The sequence below is a fragment of the Diaphorobacter sp. LI3 genome, assembly GCF_022807955.1.
Lineage (GTDB): Bacteria > Pseudomonadota > Gammaproteobacteria > Burkholderiales > Burkholderiaceae_C > Diaphorobacter > Diaphorobacter nitroreducens.
The window spans coordinates 2,671,514-2,686,673 of the sequence record NZ_CP094346.1; the positions used below are offsets into that span (position 1 = coordinate 2,671,514).

Annotated in this window: 9 protein-coding genes; 7 read left to right on the top strand and 2 right to left on the bottom strand. The window is 68.9% G+C overall.

All coding sequences use genetic code 11. The features are described 5' to 3' along the window. Nucleotides 1–76 precede the first annotated feature (76 nt). Both MRB47_RS12355 and MRB47_RS12360 read right to left on the bottom strand, forming a co-directional pair. Entirely contained in the window at nt 77–3,382 is a 3,306-nt protein-coding gene (locus MRB47_RS12355; protein WP_252100863.1) for a UvrD-helicase domain-containing protein, read from the bottom strand. Beyond that, complete coding sequence (locus tag MRB47_RS12360; protein ID WP_252100864.1) at nt 3,375–5,945, bottom strand: PD-(D/E)XK nuclease family protein; 2,571 nt, start codon at nt 5,943–5,945, stop codon at nt 3,375–3,377. The genes MRB47_RS12355 and MRB47_RS12360 overlap by 8 nt, the downstream gene beginning before the upstream one ends. Before the next feature lie 115 nt (nt 5,946–6,060). Between MRB47_RS12360 and trxA the strand changes: the two genes are divergently transcribed. The 7 genes from trxA (at nt 6,061) to MRB47_RS12395 (ending at nt 15,020) form a co-directional block, all read left to right on the top strand. Continuing rightward, the gene (trxA, locus tag MRB47_RS12365) at nt 6,061–6,393 is read left to right on the top strand and encodes a thioredoxin TrxA (RefSeq protein WP_011805563.1); all 333 of its coding nucleotides are present in this window, start codon (nt 6,061–6,063) and stop codon (nt 6,391–6,393) included. Between the two features lie 239 nt (nt 6,394–6,632). Then, complete coding sequence (gene rho, locus MRB47_RS12370; protein ID WP_011805564.1) at nt 6,633–7,895, top strand: transcription termination factor Rho; 1,263 nt, start codon at nt 6,633–6,635, stop codon at nt 7,893–7,895. 249 nt (nt 7,896–8,144) lie between these two features. Beyond that, the gene (locus MRB47_RS12375; protein ID WP_411275691.1) at nt 8,145–9,590 is read left to right on the top strand and encodes an efflux transporter outer membrane subunit; all 1,446 of its coding nucleotides are present in this window, start codon (nt 8,145–8,147) and stop codon (nt 9,588–9,590) included. Between the two features lie 20 nt (nt 9,591–9,610). Then, nucleotides 9,611–10,681, top strand: coding sequence for an HlyD family secretion protein (locus MRB47_RS12380; protein ID WP_252100866.1), 1,071 nt, complete (start codon nt 9,611–9,613; stop codon nt 10,679–10,681). Between the two features lie 24 nt (nt 10,682–10,705). After that, the gene (rbbA, locus tag MRB47_RS12385; protein WP_252100867.1) at nt 10,706–13,516 is read left to right on the top strand and encodes a ribosome-associated ATPase/putative transporter RbbA; all 2,811 of its coding nucleotides are present in this window, start codon (nt 10,706–10,708) and stop codon (nt 13,514–13,516) included. A 3-nt stretch (nt 13,517–13,519) separates the two neighbouring features. After that, nucleotides 13,520–14,668 (top strand): ABC transporter permease, encoded by a 1,149-nt coding sequence (locus MRB47_RS12390; RefSeq protein WP_011805568.1) that lies wholly within the window; start codon nt 13,520–13,522, stop codon nt 14,666–14,668. 97 nt (nt 14,669–14,765) lie between these two features. Then, complete coding sequence (locus MRB47_RS12395) at nt 14,766–15,020, top strand: type B 50S ribosomal protein L31 (protein WP_011805569.1); 255 nt, start codon at nt 14,766–14,768, stop codon at nt 15,018–15,020. Nucleotides 15,021–15,160 lie beyond the last annotated feature (140 nt).

The window sequence follows — 15,160 nt, forward strand, 5'->3', positions numbered from 1 at the left end:
CCGATGGTACCTACCCCTGCGCGCGACGCGGGGTATTCCCGTACGCCGGCCACAGGCCCGGCGCCTGCCCACCCGGTCAGAACAGCACGCCCTGCCCTGGCGCGTCCACGACCACCAGCCTCCCATCGCCCGTCAAGAAAGCCGCGCCCACCCGCTCGCCCGGAAACTGCGCTCCCACCGCTTCGCGGTACAGGCGCAGTTGGGCCATCAGCTGCGGCTGGCGCTCGGGCGCGGTGGCGCTCTTGTAGTCCAGCACCCACCAGCGCGCACCCTCACGCGGCTGGCGCAGCCGCACCAGGCGGTCCAGACGCAGACCCTGGCCCTGGTACACCAGCGGCGCTTCGTTGAGGGCCTGCTCCACGTGATCGGGGTTCCACGCCCAGGCACCCTCGCCCTGCAGAATGCTCCGCGCCATCGCTGCGGCCTGTGCGGCAGCCTCCGCCGTGATGTCGAAGTCGCGCGCCAGCTGCGCCAGCCGCCGCGCGGGCCACACGCCGCCCGCCCGCAGGGCGCCGACCACGCCCGCCTGCTCCAGCAACTGGTGCATGGCCTCGCCTTGGCGCGACTGCGGGGTGGAGACGGGAGCACCCGCCGCAGCGGCTTGTGCCCCCGGCGCAGCCCCCGCATACGGCGGAAGCTGCGGCAACGCGACGGCGGCATCGTCAGCCACATCGCCCAATGGCGCGGCGGGCGGCACTTGCGCGTCCTGCAGGGACTCGGCCAGCCGGTTCCACCAACTGCCGGGTGCGGCCGTGCTGGACTGCACCGCCGACAAGGCCAGGCAATGCTTGGCGCGTGTCATGGCCACATAGAGGGTGTTGAGCTCCTCGCGCTGGCGCTCCGCCAGTTCCGCCGCCAGCAGGTCCACCGCACTGGGCGGCGGGTTGGATTCGCTGGCCAGAAAGACAAAGCGCAGCGGAGCGGCCTGCTCGCCCGGCCAGTCGACCAGCGCGCCCATGGTCTCGGCCTTCTGCGCGCGCGCATCGGTGTCGAGCAGCAGCACGCTGTGCGCCTCCAGCCCTTTGGCGCCGTGGATGGTGAGCAGGCGCACGGCCTGCGCCTCCACGCGGCCGGGTGCGCGCATGCCCGGGCGCTTCATGGCGCGCACGAAGGCATAGGCCGTGAGGTAGCGTCCCCCGTCCTGCTGCAGCGCCGCGGCCAGCAAAGCGCGCAGGTTGGCCAGCACGCCCGCACGCTGCGAGGCGGGAGCCGCGGCGGCAAAGCGCGCGGGCACGTCGCCGTGTTCGTAGATGGCATGCAGCGCATCGTGGGGGGGGCGTGTTTCCACCCATCGCTTGTATTGAGCCAAAACAGGCGCCAGCGCTTGCAGGTCGGGCGGAAGCAGCTCACTTTTTTGAAGTACGTCGAACCAGCTGCACGGGGATCCTTCTGCGGCCGTCTGGCGTACCCGCAGCGCAATCTGCACCAGCGCGTCATCCGTCAGGCCGAACAGCGGCGAGCGCAGCGCACGCGCCAGCGAAAGGTCATGCCCCGGTGAGACCAGCGCATCCAGCAGCGCGACGATGTCCTGCACCTCGGGCGCCTCGCCCAGCTCGGCCTTCTCGGGCTGCACGCAGGGCACGTGCAGCGCGCGCAGGGCCTCCTGCAGGGAGGCCAGCCGGTCGCGCTTGCGCGCGAGCACCATGATCTCCTGCGGCTGCACGCCCGCGGCGATCTGCGCCGCCACCCATTGCGCAGCCTGCGCGCATTCGCGCATGCGAAGGGTTTCCTCGGCTTCATGGCGCGGCTGGGTCAGAGTGTCGCGCCACTCGGGGGCAGTGGCCGCGGCGGCATCACCCCCGTCAGGCGCCGTGATCGGGGGCAGGCGCAGCAGTTGCCCCGGGTCGCGCGATTCGGTGGTGTGGTCGCGAAAGCCCGCGTACTCACCTTGCGCCTGCGCCGCCTGCATGGCCTGGTTCACCGCTGCGATCACGCCGATGGCGTTGCGCCGCGTGTGGTCGCAGGCCAGCAGGTCGCCCCCCAGCCCCTCGCGTACGAAGGCCTGGGCGGCCTTGAAGACCTGCGGCTCGGCGCGGCGAAAGCGGTAGATGCTCTGCTTGGGGTCACCCACGATGAACACGCTGGGCGGCTGCTGGCCGCCGCCCGCGCCCGCGTAACCGGCCAGCCAGGCATGCAGCGCCTGCCACTGCAGCGGGTTGGTGTCCTGGAACTCATCCACCAGCAGGTGGCGCACGCGAGCGTCCAGCCGCTCCTGCACCCAGCCCGAGAGGATGGGGTCGGACAGCATGACCAGCGCCGTGCGCTCCACGTCGTTCATGTCCACCCAGCCGCGCTCGCGCTTGAGCTGGGCGAACTGCGCGATGAGCGCACGCGCCAGCCGCGCCATGCGCTGCTGGTGCAGCCAGGCCTCGTGCTGGCGGAGCGCGGCGCACAGGCGCTGCAGTTCGCCCTCAGCCTCCTGCGCGGCGGCGAACTTCTCCAGATTCTTGGACAGGCGATCCTCGCTGGCCACGAAGAAGGCCTTGCGCAGCGTGTCCAGACGCTGGCCCAGGTCGTCGCACAGCCAGGCGTCGATCACCGCGTCGGCGGCCTTCTGCGGCGTCTTGTTCGCCTGCGCCCCCAGCACCTGGGCCCAGGCATGCCAGCGCTGGCGCGCTGCGTCGCTGGCCAGGGCATCGGCCGGATGGTGCAAGCCGGCAAGGTCCGCGAACTGCGTGCCGAAATGCGGGATCGATGCGTCCACCACGCCCGCCTCGTCGGCCAGCGCGAACTCCACGCGCTTGGCCAGCGCGCCTTCGAGCGCCTTGTGCGTCTGCGAGCGGCCGTGATGTGCTACGCAGGCTTCGTAATCCGCGCGCAGCGCGGCGTCCTGCGCCACGGCGGCGAGGTAGGGGCGCCAGACCTCGCGCACTGCCTCGGCGTCATCCTCCAGCAAGTCGTAATGGGCGGGCAGGCCCTGCTGCTCCAGCACCGACAGCGGCGCCGTGCCCAGCAGCGCCGCAAACCAGCTGTGGAAGGTGCGGATCTGCACGGGGCGGCCTGCATCCAGCGTCTGTCGGTATAGTTTTTGTAGCTGCTCGCGCTTTTCCAGAGCGCGCTGCGGCCCGATTCCTCTTGCAATCAGCTCCTTTTCCAGATCGGGCAGCGGCTTGGCCGCAAACTCCTGCAGCCATTCCTGCAGGCGCTGGCGCATTTCGCCCGCGGCCTTCTTGGTGAAGGTGATGGCCAGGATCTCGTGCGGCGCACAGCCGTCCAGCAGCGCGCGCAGCATGCGCGAGACCAGCATCCAGGTCTTGCCGGCGCCGGCGCAGGCCTCCACGGCCACGCTGCGCTGCGGGTCGCAGGCGATGGCATAGAAGGCCTCCCGGGTGACCGGTTGGCCGTTGTGTTCGTAGGCGGCTTGCGCGGCAGCTTCACTCATTCCAAAAATCCTTGCGGCACAGACCGCGCGCGGCGCACCATTCGCACACGCTGCCCTCGCCCAACGCGGGTAGCGGCGCGCCGGCAGCAATGCGCTGCATGTCGTGCGTGATGCCGTCCAGCAGCAGGTCGCGCAGGTGCACCACGTCGTCTTGCTCGTGCAGCCGGGTTTCGCCGCGCTCACCCACATTCACGTACGCGGCCCGCAGGGTGTCGTCCTGCAGCAATGCGGCATAGAAGGCGAGCTGCGTGTCCTCGGCCCCGGCCTTGATGCGCCCGCGCGTGAGGGCGTCGCTTTCGGTCTTGTAGTCGATCACCAGCGCCAGGGGTTCGCCGCCGCCCTGCGGACGCACGGCGTCCACACGGTCCAGTGTGCCGACCAGTTCCAGCGCGCCCAGCGGCTGGCGCGCGCGCAGCTCGGCCTGGCGAAAGCAGGCGCCAGCGGCTTCGTGCTTGCCCAGCCATTCCAGATAGCCGGCGCGCAGCGCGGGCCAGCCCGAGGCGTAGGGCAGGAAGTCGCCCTCCTGCAGCCCCAGCTCGCGCGTGGCGCGCGCAGCCGCCTCGTCCATGAGCGCCGTGCGCGCCGCGGCGTCGCCCGTGGGCGCGTCCTGCAACGCCTCATGGAAGTGCTGCAGCACGGCATGCAGCCAGGTGCCGAAGTCACGTTTGTCCAGCCCGGCGTCCAGTTCGTCGTCTTCCTGCAGCTGCAGTTGGCGCAGCGCGAAGAAGCGGTAGGGACAGTGGCGCAGGTCGGAATATGCCGAGGACGATAGCCGTTGCACCGGCAGCTGCGCGCCCACCGGCAGCGGACGCGCCGTGGGTGCCACGGGCACGCTGCGCGTCACCCGGGGATCGGCACCGTCCGTACCGGTTCCGTCCAGCCGAAGCGCCTGGACCAGCGGACTCGGCAGGAGGGGTTCGCCCCCCTCGTCACCCACGCGCCACAGGAGGTCGACACGCGCAATGCGCAGGGCCTGCCGCCAGGCGGCGCGCTGAGCGGCGGCCAACAGGTCGCGCGTGGGCAGACCCAGTCCCTCGCGCTGCGCCTGCGTCCAGGGGCCGGGCGGTTCAGGCGCGGCCTGCAGGCGTTTCTCATCGCAGCCGGGCAGCACCAGCGCAGCGAACGGGCGCGCCAGCAGCTGCGGCAGGGGCAGAACCACCACGGGTGCATCGTCCACATAGGCCGGTCGATAGCGCGCGCATTCCAGCACCTCCCCCACCCAGCGTGTGAAGTCCGCCAGCGCCATGCGCGCACCGGCCCCGTCCATGTCCTGCAGATCGTCCTGCAGGCCCTCGGGCAGGCGCAGCTCGGCCAGCACGCGCGCACCGGCCTCGTCCTGCTGCAGCCCGTCCCACAGGCCGCAGTCCTGCAGCAGCACGCGCAGCGACTGCAACCACTGGGCCAGCGGCCGCGCGGCCCGCAGCTGCGCGCGCCAGCCCTGTACCTGGTCTGCCAACGCGGCCTCGGCCGGGCGCCGCTCAGCCAACGCCTGCAGTTGCGTCGCCGCGCCGCTCCAATGCCGGGCGCCCGCACGGCGCAGCCAGTGCTCCAGCGCGCGCAGTGCGGCCGCATCCACCGCGGGCGACTGCTTGAGCCAGTCGAGCACGGCATCGGCGGTGGCGTCCCAGGCACAGGCCTGCAGCACCGCCATCAGCCGCGCCGCGGCGTGGGTGGTGGAGAGCAGCCAGCCGTTTTCGTCGTGCACCGCCACGCCCGCGCCGGCGAGCAAGGCACTGATGCGGCGGGTGAGCGCGCGGTCGTTGGCCACCAGTGCCACGGGCGCCTGTCCCTGCGCCAGGTGCTGCAGCACACAGGCGGCGGCACGCTGGGCCTCGTCCTCGGCATCGGGCACGGCATGCAAGGTTGGCACGCCGGCCTTCCCGCCGTCCATCACCTGCGGCAGGTCCACGACAAGGCCCGCCTCAGCCCAGTGCCGCGCCAGCGTGCGGGCCAGGGGGTCGGGTTGGAAGCCCTGCACCACCACCAGCAGCGGCACGGCCGCACGCACGCCAGACTCGAACAGCACATCCCCCACGTGGCGCGAGGCCAGCACCCATTCCAGGGCGATGCGCGCTGCGGCGGCCTCCAGCCGGAGCGCGCCACCGTCGCCCGCCGCCGGCAGCAGGGCGCGCGCCGCCTCGCCCCAGTCCGGGCGGCGGTCAGGAGCCACGGCCGCTGCCACCACCGCCAACTGCGCGGCCATCTCCAGCAGCGGACCGCTGAGGACTTCGCGGTGCGCGGCAAGACCGGCGCGGTCGAGCAATGCACGTGCGGTGACCGCATCGCGCGCCATATCGCCCGCGTACTCGCTGCCCTCCGCCAGAGGCGCGCCCAGTTGGGAAGCCCAGTTGCGCGTGGTCTCGAAGCGCGGCGCGAAACCCTGCGGGTAGGCGCGCTGCCATTGCCGGCGCGCCTCGCCCATGAGCTGGGCGTACGGCACCAGCACCACGGTGGCCGCCAGGTGCGCGCCGCGCTGCGCGGCCGCTGAGCGCACCTGCTCGAAAACCGCGCACCACCCCGCGCTGCACGCTGCGGCGTGATCGTCTTTTGCTATGGGTGTCATAGCGTTACAAGCACCGGCCATATGAGGATGCGGGGATTCGGTTTCTGTCACAATGACTGGACTTTATACGTACCGGCATCGCCCACTGCTCACACAAGGAACCAAGGAACGCGCCATGGCCAGCGAACTCATCAAACATCTCTCCGACGCCAGCTTTGAAGCCGACGTGCTGAAAGCCGGCACTCCGGTGCTGGTGGACTACTGGGCCGAGTGGTGCGGCCCCTGCAAGATGATCGCCCCCATCCTGGATGAGGTGGCTGGCGCCTACCAGGGCAAGCTCACCATCGCCAAGATGAACGTGGACGAGAACCGCGAGATTCCCGCCAAGTTCGGCATCCGCGGCATTCCCACGCTGATGCTGTTCAAGAACGGTGAACTCGCCGCCACCAAGGTAGGCGCCATGAGCAAGGCCCAGCTCACCGCCTTCATCGACCAGCAATTGGCCTGATTCCCTTCTTGCCGGCCGCCCTCCGCGGCCGGCAGTCTTCCGAGGTGCGCAGCACCCGGGCAACCTGCGAATAGCGCAGAACTTTTCCTGTCATAATTCGCGCTGATCGCCTCGCCGCACGTGCACCCAGCGGCCGGCTCCGGATCACAGGCTCGCCAAGTCCGCCATCACCCATGGCCCGCACGAAACGCAGCCCTTCCCCTCACACAGACATTTCCACTCCGTCCAGGAGTCACTCCATGCACCTTAACGAACTCAAGGCACTGCACGTGTCTGAAGTCCTCAAGCAGGCCGAAGACCTGGAAATCGAAAACGGCGGCCGCATGCGCAAGCAGGAGCTGATGTTCGCCATCATCAAGAAGCGTGCAAAAGCCGGCGAGCAGATTTTTGCCGACGGCGTGCTTGAGATCCTGCCCGACGGCTTCGGCTTCCTGCGCAGCCCCGACACCAGCTACACCGCGAGCACCGACGACATCTATATCAGTCCGAGCCAGGTGCGCCGCTTCAACCTGCACACCGGCGACATGATCGAAGGCGAGGTGCGCACGCCCAAGGATGGCGAGCGTTACTTCGCGCTGACCAAGCTTGACTCCGTCAACGGCGGCCCGCCAGAGCAGAACAAGCACAAAGTGATGTTCGAGAACCTCACGCCGCTGTTCCCCAAGGAGCAGATGCGGCTGGAGCGCGAGATCAAGGGCGAGGAGAACATCACCGGCCGCATCATCGACATCATTGCCCCCATCGGCCGCGGCCAGCGCGCGCTGATCGTCGCCCCTCCGAAGAGCGGCAAGACTGTGATGATGCAGCACATCGCCCATGCCATCACGGCCAACAACCCCGATGTGCACCTGATGGTGCTGCTGGTGGACGAGCGCCCCGAGGAAGTGACCGAGATGCAGCGCTCGGTCAAGGGCGAAATCATTGCGTCGACCTTCGACGAGCCCGCCGCACGCCACGTGCATGTGGCCGAGATGGTGATCGAGCGCGCCAAGCGCCTCGTGGAACTGAAAAAGGACGTGGTGATCCTGCTGGACTCCATCACCCGCCTGGCCCGCGCCTACAACAACGTGGTGCCCTCCAGCGGGAAGGTGCTCTCCGGCGGCGTGGACTCCAACGCTCTGCAACGCCCCAAGCGCTTCTTCGGCGCGGCGCGCAAGGTCGAGGAAGGCGGCTCGCTGACCATCATTGCCACGGCGCTGGTCGATACCGGCAGCCGCATGGACGAAGTGATCTTTGAAGAATTCAAGGGCACGGGCAACTGCGAAATCCACCTGAGCCGCCGCCTCTACGAAAAGCGCGTGTTCCCGGCCATCGAGCTCAACAAGAGCGGCACACGCCGAGAGGAACTGCTGCTGGCACCCGAAATCCTGCAGAAGACGCGCATCCTGCGCCAGTTCATGTACAACATGGACGAGATCGAGTCCATGGAACTCATGATCAAGAAGATGAAGGAAACCAAGACCAACGTGGAGTTCTTCGAGGCCATGCGCCGCGGCGGCTGACCTGGTCTGCTCCACCGCTTTGCCCAGCCCCGCCATCGTGCGGGGCTTTTTCATGGCCGCCCATTGCCCCTCGCTGCGTGCAGGCGTGACTCCCCGCCCACCGCTCACTTGATTCGCCTCAAGACACGGCGCGACGCGCCGGCCCATACTGGCTGTCATCTCATTTCGATAGCATGGTGGCCCGCAATGGGGCGCCCAACGGACCGGGCGCTGCGAACGAAATTGCGGATTACCATCGCCGGCCTGCGTATGCCCTTCGCCCTCCCCGCCCTCGTATCGCCCCTTGACAGCGCAGCGCTGCGCACGGGCCTGCTCGGGATCTGCGTCACAGTCGCCGGATGCATGGCAGGGGTGCGAACGGACGTGCCCTCCCCTGCGCTGCTGCCCGCCGCATGGCCCGTGCCACCCGTCGCCTTCGATGACGGCACCGTCAGCGTTGACGACCAGGCCGAGTGGGGGATGTTCTACCGCGACCCCACACTGCAAGGCCTGGTGCGCCAGGCGCTCGAGAACAACCGCGACCTGCGCCTGGCAATGCTGCGCGTGGACGAGGCGCGCGCCGCCCTGGGCCTGCAGTCCGCCGATCGCTGGCCGACCCTGGCCGTGGGCAGCAGCCACACCCGCGCCCGCGTACCGGGGGACCTGAACGTGGCCGGCCGCGCCGTCACCACCGGCGAGCACCGCGTGGGCCTTGCCATCAGCAACTGGGAGCTGGATCTGTGGGGCCGCGTGCGCAGCCTGGAGGCGGCAGCGCAGCAGGCCTACTTCGCCTCCGCCGAAGGCAGCCGCGCCGCCCAGGCCGCATTGGTGAATCAGGTGGCACGCAACTACCTCGCATGGCGCGAAACGCGGGAACGCATCGCGCTGACAGAAGACACCATCGCCACGCGCCGCGAGAGCCTGCGCATCTTCGGGCGCCGCCACGCGGCCGGCGCCATCTCGCGCCTGGCGCTGACGCAGGTGGAATCTCTGCTGTACCAGGCCGAATCCATCGGCACCCAGCTCGCGCAACAGCATGCACTGCAGGCCCATGCGCTGGCGCAGCTCGTGGGCGTACCGTGGGATGCGCTGGCCCTGGCGCCGCCCCAGGCTGCCGTCGCCCTTCCCACCGTGCCCGCGGGATTGCCTTCCGACCTGCTGCTGCGCCGCCCCGACATTGCCGCCGCCGAGCACACCCTGCACGCCGCCAACGCCCGCGTACAAGCCGCGCGCGCAGCGTTCTTTCCGCGCATCGCCCTGACCACGAGTGCGGGCACCGCCAGCGCGCACCTGGACGGCCTGTTCGACAGCGGCAGCCGCGCCTGGACGTTCGCTCCCAGCGTCTCTCTGCCGCTCTTTGACGGGGGGCGCCTGCAGTCCAACCTGGATCTGAGCGCCGCACGCCAGAACATCGCCGTGGCCGACTACGAAAAGACCGTGCAGACGGCCTTCCGCGAAGTGTCAGACGCGTTGGCCACGCGCGCCACGGCAGCGCGCCAGATCACGCTGCAGCAGGCCCAGCGCGACGCCTTGCATGAACGCGCACGTTTGGCGCAACTGCGCTACGACCACGGTGCCACGCCCTACTTCGAAGTGCTGGATGCCCAGCGCGACCTGCTGGCCGCCGAGCAGCAACTCGTGCAGGCACGCTATGCGCTGCAGGCCGCACACATCGCCGTCTATGCCGCGCTGGGCGGCGGCGCGCCCGCGCGCTGACAACCCAACGGGACCCTCGCATGACCATTCCCAAGAAAATCCTCATCGCCGCAGCCGCAATCGCTGCCATCGCCGCACTGGGCGGCTACGCCTGGCTGCAGTGGAAGGAAACGCAGCAAAACGCCGGCCTTGTGAGCGGCAACGGGCGCATCGAGGCCACCGAGGTGGACGTGGCCACCAAGTACGCCGGCCGCGTGGCCGAGATCCTGGTGCAGGAAGGCGACTTCGTGCAGGCCGGCCAGCCACTGGCACGCATGCAGGTGGACAGCCTGCTGGCCCAGCAGCGCGAGGGCGAGGCCAGCCGCGACCGCGCCCTGCAGGCCGTGGCCTCCGCGCGCGCCCAGGTGGCCCTGCGCGAGAGCGAGCACACGGCCGCCCAGGCCCTGATCGCCCAGCGCGAGGCCGACCTGGACGCCGCTCAGCGCCGCGCGGCACGGTCGGAGACGCTGGCGCGCGAGGGCGCATCCTCCGAGCAGGAACTGGACGACGACCGGGCCCGCGTGCGCAGCGCACAGGCCGCGCTGAAGGCCACGCAGGCACAGGCGCAGGCCGCGGGCGCGGCCATCGTTGCGGCGCGCACCCAGGTGGCCGGCGCCGAATCGGCGGTAAAAGCCGCCGATGCGACCGTGCAGCGCATCAACGCCGACCTGGCCGACAGCGAACTCGCCGCCCCGCGCGATGGCCGCGTGCAGCTGCGCCTGGCCCAGCCCGGTGAAGTGCTGGGCGGCGGCGGCAAGCTGCTGAACCTGGTGGACCTGACCGACGTGTACATGAGCTTCTTCCTGCCCGAGACCGTGGCCGGCCGTGTGGCTCTGGGAACCGAGGTGCGCATCGTGCTCGACGCCGCCCCGCAGTATGTGATCCCGGCCAAGGTGTCGTTCGTCGCCAGCACGGCGCAGTTCACGCCCAAGACCGTGGAGACGGCCAGCGAGCGGCAAAAGCTCATGTTCCGCGTGCGCGCGCGCATCGCCCCCGAGCTGCTGCGCAAGCACATCACGCAGGTGAAGACCGGCCTGCCCGGCCAGGCCTGGATCAAGCTGGACGCGGGCCGCGACTGGCCGGCGCACCTGCACAACGTCGTGGCCCCTTGACGGACCGTGACGCCCGGCTGCTCCATGCCCCAGCACCTTGAGACCGCCACCCCCGTGGCCCGGCTGCGGGACGTGCAACTGCGCTACGGCGCGGCCCAGGCGCTGCGCGGCATCACGCTGGACATACCGACCGGCCGCATGGTGGGCCTGATCGGGCCGGACGGCGTGGGCAAGTCCAGCCTGCTGGCGTTGATGGCCGGCGCGCGCGCACTGCAGCAGGGCAGCGTGCAGGTGCTGGGCGGCGACATGGCGCGCAAGGCGCACCGCGACGCGATCTGCCCGCGCATCGCCTACATGCCGCAGGGCCTGGGCAAGAACCTCTACCCCACGCTGTCGGTCGAGGAGAACCTGCAGTTCTTCGCGCGCCTGTTCGGCCACGGCGCGGCCGAACGGCGCAGGCGCATTGACGACCTCACGCGCAGTACAGGCCTGTACCCCTTCCTCGCGCGGCCCGCGGGCAAGCTCTCGGGCGGCATGAAGCAAAAGCTGGGGCTGTGCTGCGCGCTGATCCATGACCCTGACCTGCTGATCCTGGACGAGCCCACCACCGGCGTCGACCCGCTCGCACGCGCGCAGTTCTGGGAACTGATCGCCCGCATCCGCACCGAGCGCGCGCACATGAGCGTGATCGTCGCCACCGCCTACATGGACGAGGCGCAGCGCTTCGACTGGCTGGTGGCCATGGACGATGGCGCCGTTCTTGCCACGGGCACACCGCAAGAGCTGCTGCAGCGTGCTGGCGTCGACACCCTGGAGGAAGCCTTCATCGCCCTGCTGCCCGAAGCCAGGAAGCGCGGCCACAGCCCGGTCGTGATTCCACCGCTGCCGACCAACGGCGAGGACGACATTGCCATCGAGGCGCAGGGCCTAACCATGCGCTTTGGCGACTTCGTGGCCGTGGACCAGGTGAGCTTTCGCATCCGACGCGGCGAGATCTTCGGCTTTCTGGGCTCCAACGGCTGCGGCAAGTCCACCACCATGAAGATGCTCACCGGATTGCTGCCTGCGTCCGAGGGCCGTGCCTGGCTGTTCGGGCAGGCGGTGGACCCACACGACATGGCCACGCGCCGGCGCGTGGGCTACATGTCGCAGGCGTTCTCGTTGTATGGCGAGCTGACGGTGGAGCAGAACCTGGTGCTGCACGCGCGCCTGTTCCATGTGCCGGAAGAACAGGTGACAGCGCGCGTGGACGAGATGCTGCAGCGCTTTGCCCTGCAGGACGTGCGTGCCACCCTGCCCGCCAACCTGCCGCTGGGCATGCGCCAGCGCCTGTCGCTGGCCGTGGCCATGGTGCACCGGCCCGAGTTGCTGATCCTGGACGAGCCCACCTCCGGCGTGGACCCGGTGGCGCGCGACGCCTTCTGGCGCCTGCTGGTCGAACTGTCGCGCCGCGACCGTGTGACGATCTTCATCTCCACCCACTTCATGAACGAGGCCGAGCGCTGCGACCGCATGTCCATGATGCACGCGGGCCGGGTGCTGGACAGCGACACGCCGGCCGCGCTGATGGCCCGGCGCGGCGCCCAGACGCTGGAGCAGGCGTTCATCGGCTACCTGCTGGAGGCCGCTGGCGAGCCCGTGGCCGATGACAACGCTACGAAAACAGGAGCTTCCAGCGCTCTATCGACGGTCGTATCAAACGCAAAAGAGTTTGAAACACCCACAGATCAAGCGGCAGCAGCTACTGAAATAGAAGCACCCCGGCACCGCGCCTTCAGCCTGCAGCGCATGCTGAGCTACATGTGGCGCGAGTCGCTGGAGCTGCGCCGCGACCCGGTGCGCGCCACGCTGGCGCTGGCGGGCTCGCTGATCCTGATGTTCGTGATCGGCTACGGCATCAACATGGATGTGGAGAACCTGCGCTACGCCGTGCTCGACCGCGACCAGACCACGCTGAGCCAGAGCTATGCCAACGCGCTCTCGGGATCGCGCTATTTCATCGAGCAACCGCCGCTGTCGGACCATGCCGAGCTGGACCGGCGCATGCGCAGCGGCGAGCTGTCGCTGGCCATCGAGATCCCCAGCGGCTTTGCCCGCGACGTGCTGCGCGGCAAGAACGTGGAGATCGGCGCCTGGGTGGACGGCGCCATGCCCATGCGCGCGGAGACCGTGCGCGGCTATGTGCAAGGCATGCACCAGCATTGGCTGGCCGCGCAACTGCACGAGCGCACGGGGCAGCGCCTGGCCAGCAGCGTGACCGTGCAATCGCGCTACCGCTACAACCCCGACGTGCGCAGCCTGCCCGCCATGGTGCCGGCGGTGATTCCGCTCTTGATGCTCATGCTGCCGGCGATGCTCACGGCGCTGGCCGTGGTGCGCGAGAAGGAGATGGGCTCCATCCTCAACCTGTACGTGACACCCGTCACACGCACCGAGTTCCTGCTGGGCAAGCAACTGCCCTACGTGTTGCTGGCCATGCTGAACTTCCTGCTCATGTGCCTGCTGGCGGTGACCGTGTTCGGCGTGCCCATCACCGGCAGCTTTGCCACACTGGCGCTGGCAGCGCTGGTGTTCTCGGTCACCTCCACCGGCATGGGCCTGCTGGCCAGCAGCGTCACGCGCAGCCAGATCGCAGCCATGTTCTTCGCACTCATAGGCACGCTGATACCAGCGGTGCAGTTCTCGGGCCTGATCGATCCCGTCTCGTCGCTGGAGGGCAGCGGCCGCCTCATCGGCTCGGTCTACCCGGCCACGTACATGTTCATGATCAGCCGCGGCGTCTTCAGCAAGGGACTGGGCCTGGCCGACCTGCAGGGAGCGCTGCTGCCGCTGCTGGCGTCGGTGCCCGTGGTCATGCTGGGCGCGATTGCGCTGCTGAAGAAGCAGGAGCGCTGACCAATGCCCGGCTCCTCCTCATCCGTGCGCCTGCACCTGCTCAACATCTACCGCCTGGGCGTGAAGGAGTTGTGGAGCCTGCTGCGCGACCCGACCATGCTGGTGCTGATCGTGTATGTGTTCACGCTGTCGGTGTACGCCGCCGCCACGGCCATGCCCGAAATCCTGCACAAGGCGCCGATCGCGATCGTGGACGAGGACCAGTCGCAATTGTCGCAGCGCATCGTTTCGGCCTTTTACCCGCCGCAGTTCAACACGCCGGCGCTCATCACCGCGCGCGAGATGGATGCGGGCATGGACGCGGGGCACTACACCTTCGTGCTCAACATCCCGCCCGACTTCCAGCGCGACGTGCTCGCGGGCCGCGCAGCGGAAGTACAGCTGAACGTGGACGCCACGCGCATGAGCCAGGCCTTCAGCGGCAATGCCTACGTGCAGCAGATCGTACTGAGCGAGGTCAGCGAATTCGTGCAACGCTACCGCGGCACCGCAGCCCCACCCGTGGATCTGGCGCTGCGCATGCGCTTCAACCCCGCGCTGGACAAGGCATGGTTCGGCAGCCTGATGGAAATCATCAACAGCGTGACCATGCTGTCCATCATCCTCACGGGCGCGGCGCTGATCCGCGAGCGCGAGCACGGCACCATCGAGCACCTGCTGGTCATGCCCGTCACGCCCACCGAGATCATGCTGGCCAAGGTCTGGTCCATGGCGCTGGTGGTGCTGCTGGCGGCCACGACGTCGCTGGTCCTGGTGGTGCAGGGGCTACTGCGCGTGCCCATTGGCGGCTCACTGGGGCTCTTCCTGGCCGGGGCGGCGCTGCACCTGTTCGCCACCACCTCCATGGGCATCTTCATGGCCACGGTGGCGCGCAGCATGCCGCAGTTCGGGCTGCTCATGGTGCTCACGCTCATCCCGCTGGAGATGCTGTCGGGCGGCACCACGCCGCGCGAGAGCATGCCGGCGCTGGTGCAGGACCTGATGCTGGCGGCCCCCACCACGCACTTCGTGGAGCTGGGCCAGGCCATCTTGTACCGCGGCGCAGGCATGGACGTGGTGTGGCCGCAGTTCCTGGCGTTGGCGGGCATCGGCTCGGTCCTGTTCGCCCTGTCGCTGGCGCGCTTTCGCCGCACCATCAGCAGCATGGCCTAGCACCGCTGAATCAGCTTGTGCGATAATTGCCGGCTTTTTTGCGGAAAGTACACTGGAATAGGCTGGTGCGGCTGCCGCTGACTTGAGGAAGAAGATCATGAAAGAAGGCATCCACCCCAATTACCGCGAAGTGCTGTTCGTTGACCTGTCCAACGGCTTCAAGTTCGTGACCCGTTCCTGCGTGAACACGAAGGAAACCGAAACCTTCGAAGGCAAGGAATACCCCCTGTACAAGCTGGACACGTCCTCCGAATCGCACCCCTTCTACACCGGCACGCAAAAGTCGGTGGACAACATGGGCGGCCGCGTGGAGCGTTTCCGCAACCGCTTCGGCAAGACCGCAGCGAAGTAAGCAGCAAGGCCTGCCCCGTGCAGGCCCGTGCAGGCAGGTGGCGAACCCATTCGCCGCACTTGCCACACCAGGCAGCCCGGCTTCTCCGCGCTGCCTTTTTTATTGCGCACTCCGCTATCCTCGGCCCAACGCCATTTCCC

Coding starts and splice junctions, on each gene's coding strand:
- MRB47_RS12355 (WP_252100863.1), bottom strand. CDS start 3,382: ATGAGTGAAGCTGCCGCGCAAGCCGCCTACGAACACAACGGCCAACCG.
- MRB47_RS12360 (WP_252100864.1), bottom strand. CDS start 5,945: ATGACACCCATAGCAAAAGACGATCACGCCGCAGCGTGCAGCGCGGGG.
- trxA (WP_011805563.1), top strand. CDS start 6,061: ATGGCCAGCGAACTCATCAAACATCTCTCCGACGCCAGCTTTGAAGCC.
- rho (WP_011805564.1), top strand. CDS start 6,633: ATGCACCTTAACGAACTCAAGGCACTGCACGTGTCTGAAGTCCTCAAG.
- MRB47_RS12375 (WP_411275691.1), top strand. CDS start 8,145: ATGCCCTTCGCCCTCCCCGCCCTCGTATCGCCCCTTGACAGCGCAGCG.
- MRB47_RS12380 (WP_252100866.1), top strand. CDS start 9,611: ATGACCATTCCCAAGAAAATCCTCATCGCCGCAGCCGCAATCGCTGCC.
- rbbA (WP_252100867.1), top strand. CDS start 10,706: ATGCCCCAGCACCTTGAGACCGCCACCCCCGTGGCCCGGCTGCGGGAC.
- MRB47_RS12390 (WP_011805568.1), top strand. CDS start 13,520: ATGCCCGGCTCCTCCTCATCCGTGCGCCTGCACCTGCTCAACATCTAC.
- MRB47_RS12395 (WP_011805569.1), top strand. CDS start 14,766: ATGAAAGAAGGCATCCACCCCAATTACCGCGAAGTGCTGTTCGTTGAC.